This is a genomic window from Streptomyces sp. NPDC007896, from assembly GCF_042959425.1.
Taxonomy (GTDB): Bacteria; Actinomycetota; Actinomycetes; order Streptomycetales; family Streptomycetaceae; genus Streptomyces.
The window spans coordinates 136,182-149,499 of record NZ_JBIBKX010000002.1; the positions used below are offsets into that span (position 1 = coordinate 136,182).

A 13,318-nucleotide genomic window follows, 5' to 3' on the forward strand; every position below is an offset into this window, starting at 1 on the left:
GCAAGATAGAGGTGATCTTGCGTCTCTGCGGAATCCTGTTGCCACCATGGCGTGAGGTGGCCGAAAGCTGACCTCGTTGCGCGTCGGAATCCTCCACTGCCGTCATGTCCGGCCTGCTGCAGGGCGGCATCCGGGCGAGAGCGGGCTGTCGCCAGGCGCGGAGATCGTGCTGTGAATGGCCGATGCGAGACCGTGGTTCGGCTGTCCCGCCCAACGGTGCTGTGCGGAAGTCTCGCTGCCTTGTGGCCACTGTGGCGGCAGGGCACCTCCGTGGACATGAGTACAAGTACTCAGTCGCTGTGGCGGATCGCACGGATACAGTGCGTGGCGGCCGCCGGGTAGCGTCCGCAACAGCAGGCTCAGGTAGCGCCGTGGAGGCGTACAGGGGGAGGGATCACTGGTGGCGTGGGACGAGTGGGAACAGATCAAGGCCGCGGCGGCCGAGCGCCACTCCACCCAGATGCAGCTCAACCAGCTGCCGGCCGATCCCGGCGGCAGTACTCCCACGAGCGGGTCGATGACCGGGACGGGCGGCGGCTCGGGCACTCTGCGGCACTCGAACGGGCCGTGGAGCCGCGCTGCGGGCACGGCGGACGACCTGAGAATCAGCACCCAGTCCACGAAGAACGGCCTGCAGTCCAGCCACACGGGTGTGTCGAAGGGCGCCGCGGGCCTGGCAAGCCTGAGTGCGTTGAAGACCGTACTTACCTCCTGGGAGAAGCGACTGGAGTCGGTGCGGGACGAGTGCGAATCCCTGGAACCCAAACTGCGCGCTGTCGCCCGGGACCTGGGTGAGGTGGACGGTGCCGTGGCCGCCAAGGCCCGCGCTGTGCACGTGTCGGAGGGGGGCAAGCACCGGTGACGTCGGTGCTGACCTGGCAGCAGTTGCGGGACCTGAAACTGTCGGAACTGGATGACGCGGCCGACGGCTGGGCCAAGGTCTCGCACCACGCCGATGCCGCGGCCGAACGCGTCGATGCCGAGATGGCCGGCAGCCTGGCAAAGACGCAGGAGAGTGAGTCGGCGAAGGCCGCCATCCGGCGTCTGAACCAGCTGAGCCGCAACTACCACTACATCCGTACCGAGTGCGGACTGATCCGGACCTCGGTGAACGGTCTCTCCACCGAACTTGCCGCCCCTCAGCGACGGTTGAAGGAAGCTCTGGACGATGCCGCCGGCCTGTCGTACACGGTGCAGGACGACGGAAGCGTCGGGTACCCGGAGGCCGGTAAGAACGACCTGACCGGCGAGAAGATCCCCGGCGGAACGGTAGTGGGCAACAACGGCACCCTCACCCCGGGGAACAAAGGGCTGTACGCACCTGGCGACAGGGGGTTGTACACGCCGGGCAGTGGTCCGGGGGGACCTGGCCTGATCAACCCCAACCCCAACCACGCCAAGGCGCAGGACATCGCCGACCGCGTCGCCCACGCCCTGCGCGAGGCCCGGGAGATCGACGAACGCTACCGCCCGGCGCTGAGCAAGCTGAAGGCAGGACCGGGGCTGACGGTGGACGCGAAGACCTGGGCCGACGCTGCTGCCGACGCTCAGGCCGTACGGTCGGCAGCGGATTACCTGACAGACGACATCCCGCTCGACAAGTCCGCTGCCGCACGCAAGGAATGGTGGGACCACCTCACGCGGGAACAGCGGGAGGAATACCTGGCGACTTACCCAAACGTGATCGGGAACCTGGACGGCATCCCGGCCATGGCGCGAGACGAGGCGAACCGGGAGAATCTTCAGCTGCTCATCGGAAAACTCTCGGGGCAGCACGACGAGGGCTCGAAGACGATGCTGGACGGGCTGAAGTCGATTGACTACCAATTGAAGCACCCGGATCCGAAGTTCCCGCCGATGTACCTACTCGGAATCGGAGACGAGGGCAACGGTCGGGCCATTGTCAGTTACGGAAACCCAGACACGTCGAAGAATGTGTCGACTTATGTTCCGGGTCTGGGCACGGCTCTTGATGCAGATTTCGCCAAGAACGATCTCAAGAGGGCGCGTGACACGGCCCAAGAGGCTCAATTCTACGACCCCTCAAGTGCTTCGATCGTGTGGCTGGGGTATGACGCCCCGCAAATGCCGGCCTCAGAGTTCGTGCACAACGCGGACGTCGTTTCCATGGACGATGCCAAGGCCGGAGCGAACACCTACAACGATTTCATGGCTGGTATCTCGGCCACGAACGAGCATGCCGACCCCCACATCACCGCCATTGGTCACTCCTACGGCTCACTCACCGTTGGACAGGCAGCACAGCACGATGGCGGCATCCCGGGTGCCGATGACATCATCCTTGTAGGCAGCCCTGGCACAGGTGCAGACCATGCCGAGGATCTCAACGTCGGCAAGAATCACGTCTTCGTAGGCGCGGCCGACAACGACCCTGTGACAATGCTTCCCAACCACAGGGAAGCGGGTGGCATGGTGGTCGGCGCCGGGATCGGTGCTGTTGCGGGAAGCGTCTTGGGGCATGAGTCGGGAAGCTATCTCGGGGACCTGGTCGGCGGTGCAGCTGGCGCAGCTGTGGGCGGAGTCGTCGGTCACAAGGTCGGGGACGGCGTGACTGATCCCGACGAGATCTGGTTCGGAACCGACCCGGCGAGCCGGGACTTCGGTGCCCACCGCTTCCACGTGGACGACGGGCCAAGACCGACGACCCACGATCCGGCGCCAGCTCACTCAAATTACTTCAACCCGGAAAAAGATAAAGAGTCCGCCAATAACATCGCTCTGATTGTGGCGGGGCAGTCCGAGAATATTGGAGTGGAACGACCTCGATGAAGAAACTATGGAGGACGCTTCCGACTGTTGCGGCGGCTGCTGTCATGCTGGCCGGTTGCGGCGCTGCGCAGGATACCGCAAAGCAGGTTTCAGGTGGAAGGCGGGGACCGACCATGAATATCACCATGCAGCAAGCAGCGGAACGCGCGGATGCCATGCTCGATGCGACCTTGGGCGCCATCGAGCCCGAAGTGCACTGGACTCACAGCGGGACTTCCACGGGTAGCTGTGATGTGTCTCGCTCGCGCACGGTGATGACCATCATCTCCAAGGAGCGCCGAGGAAACTTCCTTGGAGTCGTGCAGCGGTTCTGGGAAAAGAGCGGATACCGAATCAAATCCGTAAACAAGAGCGAGAAATTTCCCGCCATCTTCGCTCAGTCGTCTGACGGATTCGGGATTTCCCTAGTTGTGGGCGGAGCGGGGCAGGTCGCCTTCGAGGTGGATTCTCCATGTGCCAAGCCGTCCAAGGTGGCAGACCCGACGACTTCCCCCAACGGGCCCGACTACAACTACCCCATCCCCCGCCCCAACGTCCGATCCGAATTCTGGTCGGCGACCAGCCCGATTTCATCCACCTCGCCAACGGCGTCGGCGGGTGAGCACTGAACCAGGGCAGCCTATCTCTCGACGCAGTATCGATCGGCAGAGTCCGAGGAATATCAGATCGGTTCAGAGCCTTGCCGCAGGCTGGAGGCCGCCTGATATACCGTGCTCTGACAGTATGGAGGGCTCTTTTTGGGCGCGAGGATGCTTGGCTGGCCGGCTGTGGCACGACCGCTTACGGCAGATCATATTGACAACCGGCGCATTAGAAATTGGTTGAGTGGTCGGCCAGAACGGTGGGGGTACACGTGACACGGTCGTTTTCACCGCGGGAACGAAATAGCTGAGTACCTTGCCAACTGGGCGACTGACCATGGAGCCATCTCTATACTCGAGCCATGGACCATGTGCTGGAGCGAGCCGCCCTCGTCGCACTGCTGCGGCGTGGCGATCGCGCATGGCCCGAGCTCACTGACCAGATCGAGACCGTCGGGAGTGCGTGCGAGGTTCTGGAGAACGCGCTTGACGCAGCAGGTCAGGGCGCCCTTTTCGACACCGAACCCGCCGCGGACCTGGATGCCGTCGCCGCTGAGATCGCCGCCTGGGAACGCGAGGGTATGCGGTTGGTGACGATCCTGGATGAGGACTATCCGCTCTATCTGCGGCTGGTTCACCAGCGCCCACCGTTCCTTTTTCTGCGCGGTACCTCCATCGAGGACGACCTGCGGGTCGCAGTCGTCGGAACCCGCACTCCAACCCCGGAGGGCATCGCCCACGCCCGTGCCATCGCGGGAGGGCTCGCCGAGCGCGGTGTCACGGTGGTCAGTGGCCTGGCCGCCGGCATCGACGCCGCCGCGCACGGCACCGCGCTCGCTGTCGGCGGCCGTACTGTCGCAGTCATCGGCACCGGATTGCGTCGCACCTACCCGGCCCAGAACGCGCGCTTGCAACAGGAGATCGCCGAGCGGGGGCTGGTCATCTCCCAGTTCTGGCCGGATGCGCCACCCTCGAAGGTGTCCTTCCCCATGCGTAACGCCGTGATGAGCGGCTACAGCCTGGCCACCGTCGTGGTTGAGGCGGCCTATCGCAGCGGAGCCCGGATGCAGGCTCGCCTTGCCCTGGAACACGGCCGCCGGGTCTTCCTCATGCGCTCCCTCATGACCCACGAATGGGCGCGGGAGTACGCGACCAGGCCCAACACCACCGTCATCGACGGCCCGGACGACGTCTTCCGTGAGCTCGACTCCCTCGTCCCGGCCACGGGCGAGCTGACCTGGGCGTAACCGGCGGACCCGGGTGGCATCCGTCGTCGGGCTGTCCGCCCGCTACGCCAACTTCCTCGTTCACCCTTTACTGCCCGGCCCGGGCATCTGCCAGATCTGCCGCGGCCCGGCGAAGCCCGGCTACCCCACCTGCTGGCCGTGCCAGCAGGCCAGCAGCATTCTCGGCACGGGCATGGCCGACGCTGTGGTCCCGGTGAGCCTGGCCCTCAAGGGCGAGCAGTACGCCAACGAGTTGTGGCGCTACAAAAACGCCGCAGGTCCCCAGCAACAGTACTTCCGAATGGGGCTGGCAGCCGTTCTGTGGCGCTTCCTCGCCCTGCACGAGGCTTGCATCGCGGACCACTGCGCGGTACCCGGCTTTGACATCGTCACCTCGGTCCCCAGTACCAGTGGCCGCGAAGGCCATCCGTTGCGCACCATGACCGCCGAGATGGTCGGCGTCATCCGCAATCGCTACCGCGACCTGCTCACCCCGGCGCCGGAGGCAGCCGCACTCGGCCGTACCGCCTCTATCGCGCGCTACACCTCCTCGGCGCTCTGGGGCGAGAACGTCCTGCTCATCGATGACACCTGGACCACTGGCAGCCACGCCCAGTCCGCAGCTACGGCTTTGAAGGCCGCAGGTGCGGGCAGCGTGGCCATCGTCGTTCTCGGACGGCATCTGAACGCCTCCTACGGCGATACCGCCACGCTTGTCGAACAGGCGCGACTGCGCCGCTTTTCCTGGGACGCCTGCGTGCTCCGCCCCTGGAACCACGCCTGAACCCGCAGCCGGCCAGAGCCGACGGCGACCTATCTGCCTGGACAGCCAGGCATCGAGCCCAGCACTGCGATGTTCTGCAGGGTGATTTCCCGTTGGACGAAGAGGCCTCCGACCTTGTCCGCGAAAGCGGTGCGGGAGCGCTGGACACTGTGCTGGCGGCGGACGTGCCGTCGCCGGTATGGCAGCGAGTGGTTCACGGCGAGCGCGGCGAGAGCAACGGACTGCTGATGTGACGTTGCCGTCTGTGTGCTCCTGACCAGGAGCGTGGGAAAACCGAGGGAATAGCGTGGGAGACGATCTTCAAGGTGCCCGAGATTCCGCCTGACCAGCGAGTTCCGTCGGTGCCTCACCAGCGAAAAGGGCTCATCGTCAAGACGATGGGCCCTTTTCCGTGTCTCCGGTACGGGCAGGGGTCGGGCGCGCCGGGCCGGGTCCGGGTGGGTTGACGTGGGGTTGGCCGGGGTGCTGGTCGGAGTGTGTTCTGTCTCTCAGTTTTTGTCGGGCGGGGCTCAGGGGTGTCTGCGCAGGGGCAGGTGGATCTCCAGCAGGGTGCCGGTGGGGGTGCCCGGGGTGATGCCGGTGCGGCCGCCGAGGTCCTCGACGCGGTCGGTGAGGGAGCGCAGGGCCCGCGCGGAATCGGCGGAGTCGGCGGAACCCCCCGCGGGGCCGTGGCCGTCGTCGGTCACCTTCGCGTACAGCCAGCGCCTGGTGATGCGTACGACGGTGTCCACGCGGCGCGCGCCCGAGCGGGCCAGGCGGTCGCGCAGGGCCTCGCGCAGGGCGAGGAAGGTCTCCTCCCGGTGCCGCTCGGAGAGGGTCCACTCGTCGCCGATGACCTCGACGGAGGTCTGGATACGGCGGCCGTCGCGGGGACGTGGGCCCGCGAGGAAGGCCTCCAGGGCCTCGCGCAGGGGCGGCAGGTCGGCGCGGTGGCGCACGCCGTCGATGAGCGCCTGGTTCTCCCTGGCCGCCGCGGCCAGTGCCCTTTGGGCGGTGGCGAGGTGGGCGGCGACGGTGCCGGGAGCGCCGGGGGTGGGTGAGCCGGTCCTGCCGGGGGCGCAGGTCGCCGCGGCGTCGAGGCTGAGTCGGGCCAGGGACAGGGCGCCGCCCAGCTCGTCGTGCAGTTGCCGGGCCAGCCGGCGGCGCTCGCCGCGGCCGTCGTCGCCGGACCACATGCCCTCCCCGGACTCCCGGACGACCTCGCCGAGGCGCCGGACGACCGCGACCGCGCGGGGCAGCGCGCTCTCGTGGTGCGCGATGCCGTTCTCCAGGACGTGCAGCAGGGCGCACTCGAGGAGCAGGGCGACCGCGGCGGCCACCTGGTGCGGGGAGGCGACGGGCGGGGCGATGGGCGCGGGGGTGGGAGCGGGGGTGGTGTCCGCGGCACGGGCCAGGGCGGTGCGGGCGAACTCCGTCAGCGTGGTGCGCAGGGTGGGCACTTCCGCCTCGGCGGGGGCGAGTGCGGTGGGGAGGCGGGCCGTGAAGCGGTCCAGGACGGCGCCGGTCTCCCAGGACCCCAGGGTGGCGGCGGACGACATTGAGGGGGAGTGGCCCGGGTGGGGCGACATCCGGGCCGCCGCGCGGACCAGGCCCTCGTGCAGGGCTTCGCCGAATCCACTGCCGACCAGGGGGATGGTCGCGGTGACAGGGGGGATCGGGCCGGTCGGTGCGGTCGTGGAGGTGGGCGCGGTGGGGGCGGTCGTGCTGCTCATCGGACTCCTCAACGCTCGGGTGACGCTTGGGTGCCGGGGGCAACGTGGCCATCGCCAACGTAACAAACAGACTTGTCTGATTGTCAAGAGTGGGAGGGGGTTCCGGATGGGCTGTGCTCACGGGATCGTCCGGCCGCCAAGAGGCCGTCCATGGGCAAGAGCTGCAGGATTTATGGGGATTGGATGGAGGTCTGGGTTCACGGGGCTGTCGACTAAAACATGCATGGTTGTATGATTCCGGTTGTTGCTGGCGCCCTCAGGGCACCCGCGCGCTCCTTCATGCCAAGAGCAGGAATAGGCAGGTGCAGCCTGATGCAGACCCGGTCCGAACAGACCCGTCAGGCTCTCGTCCGTGCCGCGGCGGAACTGATAGCGAACGGCCGGCTCTCCGATGCGGGACTGGTCAACATCTGCCGCCGGGCCGGGGTGAGCCGGGGGGCTCTCTATCACCACTTCTCCTCCACCGCGGAGTTGACGGCCGCGGTGTACGAGCAGGCGTACGAGCGGGTTGTCGCGCTGATGGACGAGGCCTTCGAGGGGCCCGTGGAGGATGCCCCGGAGCGCCTCCTGGTCGCCCTGTGCGAGGCGTTGCGTACGGAGGAACTGGTCCGGGCCGGCATACAGCTGGCGATGGACGGGTCGGCGGGCCCCCCGCGGTTGCGTGACGACGTACTGGCGTTGGTGCGCAGGCGGGTGGTCGACGCGCACCGGGACGTCGTGCCGGCGCCGGAGGATCTGGCCGAGCTGGCGGTGGTGGTGGCCGCGGGGCTGGAGTCGCTCGGGCACACGGACGCGGAGTGGTGGGACCCCAAGACGTCCAAGCGGTTGTGGGTGTTGTTGCGCCCGTTGTTCTCGTTGGCCGGGGAGGGGCGGGCGGAGGAGGAACGGCGGGTGAGCAGCGGGTCTGAGGGGGTCTGAGGGGGCCTGAGGGGGCCTGACGTCTTGAAGTCGTGAGCGCGGGCCTCTGGGACTTTCTCAAGGTCTCCCCTTCCGGGCCGAGTTGGCCTGAGGTTCGGCGAGCGCAGCTCGGCCGGGCCGGGGGGCAGGGGCCGTCTCTCGACCTGGGTGAGGCAGCGGTGGGGAGTCGCGAACCCCGGGCGGGTTCATGGTCCTGGGCTTGGTACGCGGCCCAGGGCCCGGGGGACATCGGCCGCGTCCCGGAGTTGGAAGGCGGCTGGAGCCCGGCTGGGCTGCGCGCGGGGGAACGAGGCCCGAGCTCGGTGACGTGTCGGGGCCCGGGTGCGGGTGGGGCCCTCGGAGGCCGGTTGCGGGGTGTGCCCGTGTTCGGGGCGGCGCGAGAGGGCGCCTGCGGTGACGGGGTTGGTCCGGAGCGGGTGTTGTCCGGGGGCCGGGGTCGGGACAGGCCCTCGGCCTTCGGAGGTCCGTCGCGGGGCGTGCCCGTGAACGGGACGGCATGCGAAGGGCACCCGTGGTGAGAGGGCTTGGCCCGGCGTGAGGAGTCGGGCTGGGGTCCCTCACGGGTGAGGCGGACCTGCCCGGAGTTCGCGTTCGGGGCGCCGTGTTCTGTTCGGCGGGCGGTGCGGGGGCGCGGGGTGCGGGCTTGGTTGTGAGGTTGTCGGGTTCAGGGGTGCGGCCGGGCGGGCCGGACGCGGGTCAGGCGGGCTCGTGGGCCGGCGGCGGGACGGTGCGGAGGCGGCCGAGCATGCCGGGCGTGGCCAGACCGGGCAGCACGAAGCGCCAGAACGCACCGATGCGTTCCGGCAGATCCTCGCGGTTGCTGTAGACCTGGGACATCAACTGCAGGCCGGTGAAGGCGCCGACGATGGTCGACGTGGCTTCCTGGATGTCCACGCCGGGCAGGATCTCGCCCTGCTCCTCGGCCTGCCGCAGCAGGGCGAGTATGGCGGCGCCGGACTGCTCGTACGCCGTCTGCGGCGGCCGCGAGAACGACGTCTGCTCGACGGCGAGCCGCACGCTGGCCCGTAGTACCGGATCACGCTGGAGACGCTGGGCGAACTCCAGGGTGAGGTCGATGACCGCCTGGAGCTTCACCGCCTGGTCCGGCACCACCAGCGCCTCGCTGTGCGCGGTCACGAGGGCCACGGCGATCGCTTCCTTGGAAGGGAAGTGGTGGTACAGCGCGCCTCGAGTGAGGCCCGTACGGGCCAGGATGTCGTTGGTGCTCGCCGCGTCGTAGCCGCGCTCGTCGAACACGCGGGCCGCGGACTCCAGGATCGAGTGCCTCGACCTCGTCCCGCGCTCTTGTGTGGCCATACCAGGTCCTTGCTCTCGCCCACTGGAATTTTACCGACTGGTCTGTATTGTATCGGCAAGGCGGCACGCCGTCAGTAGGCGGGAGTATTTGCTTCCGGTTTGGCTCGATTTTCGGTCGGTCCTCGGCCGCTCCTCGAGTGCTTCTCACGTGGCCGTCAAGCGGTCATCGAGTGGTCCTCATGGGGTCGTCGAGCGGTCCTCACGTGGTTCTCGTACGGCCTGCGGGTGCCGCTCAGGGGTGGCCGAGCCGAAAACCGACACCGCGTACAGTGATGATCCAACTGCTTGAACCGAGCTTGCCGCGCAGGCTGCTGACGTGGGTGTCGATGGTGCGCCCGCGGTGGGACCAGGTGTCGTCCCAGACCTGCGCCATGAGCTGGCGTCGCGGCATGACGGTGCCGGGCTGCGAGGCCAGCAGATGCAGCAGGTCGAACTCCTTGCGGGTCAGGTCCACCGGCTTCCCGTTCAGCGTGGCCACCCGGGTGCCGACGTCGATGCGCAGCGGCCCGTGGGTGATGACCTGGGCGGCGGCGGGCTGTTGACGCACCCGGCGCATCACCGCCTCCATCCGGGCCAGTAACTCGCGGAAGCCGTACGGCTTGACCAGGTAGTCGTCCGAGCCGGCCTGTAGTCCGAGCACCCGGTCGAGCTCGGAGCCGCGCGCGGTGACGGCGATGACCGGGGTGTCACAGACCGCCCGGATGCCCCGGCACACCTCGAGCCCGTCCAGGTCGGGCAGGTCCAGGTCGAGCAGTAGGAGATCGGCATCGCGGTGCGCCTGGAGCGCCTTGGTGCCGGTGGCCACGCTCTGCGCGGCGTACCCCTGCCGCAGCAGGCCCTGGACGAGGGAGTCGGCGGCCCTGACATCGTTTTCTACGACCAGGACGCGCAGTGCTCCGGCCGGAGGGCCGGGGTGGTCGGCGGCCGTCTGTGGGGCAACGGCCCGCCCGGGCTGGGGAATCGTGGGGCGGTGCGGAAGATTGCGCTGCGATCGGGCGTCGAGTAGATCCACGGCTTGCCGATTCATCTGCTCCTCCTGAGGCACAGTCTCGTCATCACGGAACGGACTGCTGAACTCTCACAATGAGGACGATAGCAAACAGACTTGTCTGATTGTCAACGCGTTCGAAATCCCCCGCGCGTCGGTCTGTACCATTTCCAATCTACCCACGCTGACCTGCGTGTATGTAGAGAGATTCGATGCTTCAAGGTCATGTTTCCGGCAGGTTGCGGTCAGGGTGGACCCCCTTGTCCGGCGCGTGTCTCTGGCGATAACCATGCAGGTCTGCACGGTTTGAAAGATCAGGCGTCCCGGGTGGCGCAATCGTGCTGTACCGGCCCGTAGCGACGGCTCATCGCTCGAAGGATGCTAAAGCTTTACTTGAAAAACCGAACAGACATGTCTGTATCTTGTGTGAGCGAGAGAACGTCGGCCACGGGGGGTGGCTGCCGGCGGTACGGATTGCTGCCCCCTGCTCGGAACCAGACAGGAGTGCCGTACATGTCGTACACCACCTCCACCCGTGTGTCCGTCGAAGACGACGTCGCGACGGTGGGCACCAGCGCCTCACGAACCGCCTCACGACCCGCTGCTCGAAACGCTGTTCAACCCGCCGTTCAGGCCTCTGTTCAGGCTTCTGCCCAGGCCTCTGTCAAAGCCTCCGTCCAGACCGCCGCGCGAACTCTGACGCCGCGGCTGACCACGACGGTTCCGCGCGAGTACGTCCATCGCGCCGCCGTCTCGGAAGTCCTGCTGACCGGCTGGGAGGCCGCCGCCGAACCAGCCGGACCCGAGCGGCCGGACGAGTTCGCGGTCAGTGCCCAGTGGCCGCGCAGCCACTCCTTCTTCACCCAGTCCGGCGGCTATCAGGACCCGATGCTCCTGATCGAGTCCGTCCGCCAGATCGGTTCCCTGCTCGCACACGCCGAGTTCGGCGTCCCCTTCGGGCACCAGTTCCTGATGTGGGACATGTTCTTCAGCACCTCCCCCGAACTCCTCGTCGCGGACGCCGTCCCCACGGAAGTCGAACTGCGCACCGTCTGCCGCGACATCGTCCGCAGGGGCCGGGTGCTCGGCGGTATGCGCTACGACGTCACCGTGCTGCGCGACGGAAGGGCGCTGGCCACCGCGGGCGCCGCGTTCAGCTGCACCAGTCCCGCCGTCCACCGCAGGCTGCGAGCCGGCCGGCCCACCACCACCGACCGCGTCGTGCCGCCCGCGATCGACCCGGCCGCGGTGGGACACTCCGACGACCGGCACGTGCTGCTCGCCGAGCCCAAGTCCAGGCCTGAGTCCAGGCCTGAGTCCGAGCTCAAGTCCGAGCTCAAGTCCGAGCTCAAGTCCGAGCTCAAGTCCGAGCCCGGATCGGTCTCCGGTACCGGCGACCGCTGGGAACTGCGCGTCGACATCGCCCACCCCACCTTCTTCGACCACCCCGTCGATCACATACCGGGCATGGTGCTGCTGGAAGCCGCCCGGCAGGCCGCCCTCGTCTCGACCGGGATGCCGGACGCCCTTCTGGTGGGCCTCAAGAGCAACTTCGCGCGCTACGCCGAGTTCGACGCACCCTGCTGGATCGAGCCGCAGGCCGAACCGCACGGTACGGACGGCGGCGTACTGGTGCGGGTGCGCGGTACGCAGCACGCTGAGACCGTCTTCACCGCCGAGCTCGTCCTGAGCCCGCGCGGTCGCTGAGCCCGCGCATCCTCCGTACGCCTGGGAGAGCGTCCCCATCCCGAGGAGACAGACCCGTGCCCACCATCCTGATCACCGGCGCCGCCGGATTCGTCGGCGGACACGTCGCCCGTGAAGCGGCCCGGTACCGGGCCGACTTGAGGCTCATGTCCCATCGCAGTCCCCTGCTCGGCTCCGGTTCCCCGCTCCACAAGGGCTCTCCCATCCAGGAGGGTCCTGCGACTCAGGAGGGTCCTCCGGCCCAGGAGGGCCCTGCGGCCCATGGCGGTGCTCGCGTCGTACGGGCCGATCTGACCGACCCCGCGTCCTTGCGCGGGGTGTGCGACGGAGTCGACGTCCTGATCCACTGCGCCTCGCAGATCGGCGGCGGCGTCGAGGTCAACGAGGCCGTCAACGCCCGTGGCACGGCGGCGCTCATCGAGGAAGCGCGCCGCGCGGGGGTCGCGCGCATCGTCCAGTTGAGCACCGCGTCCGTCTACGGTCGTGGCACCTTCCGCGGCGACCGGCCCGAAGAACTGTCCCGCAACCCGGGCTCGCCCACGTCCCTCACCCGGGCCACGGCCGAGGACACCGTCCTCGCGGCCGGCGGTGTCGTCCTGCGCCCGCACCTGGTGTACGGGGAGGGCGACAGGTGGGTGGTGCCCGGCCTGACCCGGATGCTGCGCGTGCTGCCCGGCACGGTGGAGGGCTGGCCCGCCCGGACCTCCGTGATCGCCGCACCCGAACTGGCCGCGCTGCTGGTGGCCACCGCGCTCGCCCCCGCCGCCGACCTGACCGCCTCCGTCTACCACGCCACCCACCCGGAGCCCCTCCGCGTGGACACCCTCCTGCGCGCGGTCGCCGACTGCACGGGGACCGACTGGCCGGACCGGGAACTGACCGCCGACCGAGCCCGGGCGGTCCTGGCCGAGAAGGGCGTGCCTGCGTCCGGGCTCGACATGTTCACCACCGACCACGTCTTCGACAGCACCCCGCTCTGGTCCGACCTGCGTCGCGCACCCGGCGCCGGCTTCGACACCGATTTCCCCCTCGCGGCACCCTGGTACCGCAAGGCCCTGCTGGACGGTTGACCGAGTACGGGCCCGCGAAACCCTGTGGGGCGGCGGGAAGTGCCTCCCGAACGCAGCCCCTGAACGCCTCCTGAACGCCTCCTGAACGTCTCCTGAACGTCTCCCGGACGCCACCCCGGAACGCCTCCCGAACGCCCCTCGAAATTCTCCCCGGAATGGCGCATTCCTTTTCTTTCCGGACCCGGCGGATCCGTCCGCCGGGTCCGGCAATTTGACGGAGGCCTG

General features: G+C 68.3%; 12 protein-coding genes. 9 read left to right on the forward strand and 3 right to left on the reverse strand.

Annotated features, from left to right (window positions below; translation table 11 throughout):
• Window positions 1-400 precede the first annotated feature (400 nt).
• The 6 genes from ACFZDJ_RS08255 (at window position 401) to ACFZDJ_RS08280 (ending at window position 5,614) form a co-directional block, all read left to right on the forward strand.
• Window positions 401-862, forward strand: a complete 462-nt coding sequence (locus ACFZDJ_RS08255; protein ID WP_391057060.1) for an amino acid ABC transporter permease — start codon at window positions 401-403, stop codon at window positions 860-862.
• A complete protein-coding gene (locus ACFZDJ_RS08260) occupies window positions 859-2,790 on the forward strand; it encodes an alpha/beta hydrolase (protein ID WP_391057063.1) in 1,932 nt (643 codons plus the stop codon). Before ACFZDJ_RS08255 ends, ACFZDJ_RS08260 begins: the two co-directional genes overlap by 4 nt.
• A 113-nt stretch (window positions 2,791-2,903) precedes the next feature.
• Window positions 2,904-3,398, forward strand: a complete 495-nt coding sequence (locus ACFZDJ_RS08265) for a hypothetical protein (protein WP_391057066.1) — start codon at window positions 2,904-2,906, stop codon at window positions 3,396-3,398.
• Window positions 3,399-3,733: 335 nt separating this feature from the next.
• Window positions 3,734-4,618: a DNA-processing protein DprA gene (locus ACFZDJ_RS08270; RefSeq protein ID WP_391057068.1), complete on the forward strand. Its 885-nt coding sequence runs from the start codon at window positions 3,734-3,736 to the stop codon at window positions 4,616-4,618.
• A gap of 13 nt (window positions 4,619-4,631) precedes the next feature.
• On the forward strand, window positions 4,632-5,381 hold the full coding sequence (locus ACFZDJ_RS08275; protein WP_391057071.1) for a hypothetical protein: 750 nt from the start codon (window positions 4,632-4,634) through the stop codon (window positions 5,379-5,381).
• A gap of 92 nt (window positions 5,382-5,473) precedes the next feature.
• The gene (locus ACFZDJ_RS08280; RefSeq protein ID WP_391057074.1) at window positions 5,474-5,614 is read left to right on the forward strand and encodes a hypothetical protein; all 141 of its coding nucleotides are present in this window, start codon (window positions 5,474-5,476) and stop codon (window positions 5,612-5,614) included.
• Between the two features lie 276 nt (window positions 5,615-5,890).
• Here the strand turns inward: ACFZDJ_RS08280 and ACFZDJ_RS08285 are convergent, their stop codons facing one another.
• On the reverse strand, window positions 5,891-7,093 hold the full coding sequence (locus ACFZDJ_RS08285) for a histidine kinase (protein ID WP_391057077.1): 1,203 nt from the start codon (window positions 7,091-7,093) through the stop codon (window positions 5,891-5,893).
• A gap of 312 nt (window positions 7,094-7,405) precedes the next feature.
• Between ACFZDJ_RS08285 and ACFZDJ_RS08290 the strand changes: the two genes are divergently transcribed.
• On the forward strand, window positions 7,406-8,011 hold the full coding sequence (locus ACFZDJ_RS08290) for a TetR family transcriptional regulator (RefSeq protein ID WP_390932753.1): 606 nt from the start codon (window positions 7,406-7,408) through the stop codon (window positions 8,009-8,011).
• 696 nt (window positions 8,012-8,707) lie between these two features.
• Here the strand turns inward: ACFZDJ_RS08290 and ACFZDJ_RS08295 are convergent.
• Entirely contained in the window at window positions 8,708-9,328 is a 621-nt protein-coding gene (locus ACFZDJ_RS08295; protein WP_168493607.1) for a ScbR family autoregulator-binding transcription factor, read from the reverse strand.
• Between the two features lie 232 nt (window positions 9,329-9,560).
• Window positions 9,561-10,355 carry a response regulator transcription factor gene (locus ACFZDJ_RS08300; protein ID WP_168509673.1) on the reverse strand — a complete coding sequence of 265 codons (795 nt, stop codon included), beginning with the start codon at window positions 10,353-10,355 and terminating at the stop codon, window positions 9,561-9,563.
• A gap of 474 nt (window positions 10,356-10,829) precedes the next feature.
• Here ACFZDJ_RS08300 and ACFZDJ_RS08305 point away from each other — a divergent pair, with 474 nt between their 5' ends.
• Window positions 10,830-12,023, forward strand: a complete 1,194-nt coding sequence (locus ACFZDJ_RS08305; RefSeq protein WP_391057079.1) for a ScbA/BarX family gamma-butyrolactone biosynthesis protein — start codon at window positions 10,830-10,832, stop codon at window positions 12,021-12,023.
• A gap of 56 nt (window positions 12,024-12,079) precedes the next feature.
• Window positions 12,080-13,093: an NAD-dependent epimerase/dehydratase family protein gene (locus tag ACFZDJ_RS08310; RefSeq protein WP_391057082.1), complete on the forward strand. Its 1,014-nt coding sequence runs from the start codon at window positions 12,080-12,082 to the stop codon at window positions 13,091-13,093.
• Window positions 13,094-13,318 lie beyond the last annotated feature (225 nt).

What these genes read in the sequence shown, in the direction of transcription:
- ACFZDJ_RS08265 (WP_391057066.1), top strand. Translation starts at nt 2,904, where the DNA reads ATGAATATCACCATGCAGCAAGCAGCGGAACGCGCGGATGCCATGCTC.
- ACFZDJ_RS08295 (WP_168493607.1), bottom strand. Translation starts at nt 9,328, where the DNA reads ATGGCCACACAAGAGCGCGGGACGAGGTCGAGGCACTCGATCCTGGAG.
- ACFZDJ_RS08290 (WP_390932753.1), top strand. Translation starts at nt 7,406, where the DNA reads ATGCAGACCCGGTCCGAACAGACCCGTCAGGCTCTCGTCCGTGCCGCG.
- ACFZDJ_RS08270 (WP_391057068.1), top strand. Translation starts at nt 3,734, where the DNA reads ATGGACCATGTGCTGGAGCGAGCCGCCCTCGTCGCACTGCTGCGGCGT.
- ACFZDJ_RS08305 (WP_391057079.1), top strand. Translation starts at nt 10,830, where the DNA reads ATGTCGTACACCACCTCCACCCGTGTGTCCGTCGAAGACGACGTCGCG.
- ACFZDJ_RS08285 (WP_391057077.1), bottom strand. Translation starts at nt 7,093, where the DNA reads ATGAGCAGCACGACCGCCCCCACCGCGCCCACCTCCACGACCGCACCG.
- ACFZDJ_RS08300 (WP_168509673.1), bottom strand. Translation starts at nt 10,355, where the DNA reads ATGAATCGGCAAGCCGTGGATCTACTCGACGCCCGATCGCAGCGCAAT.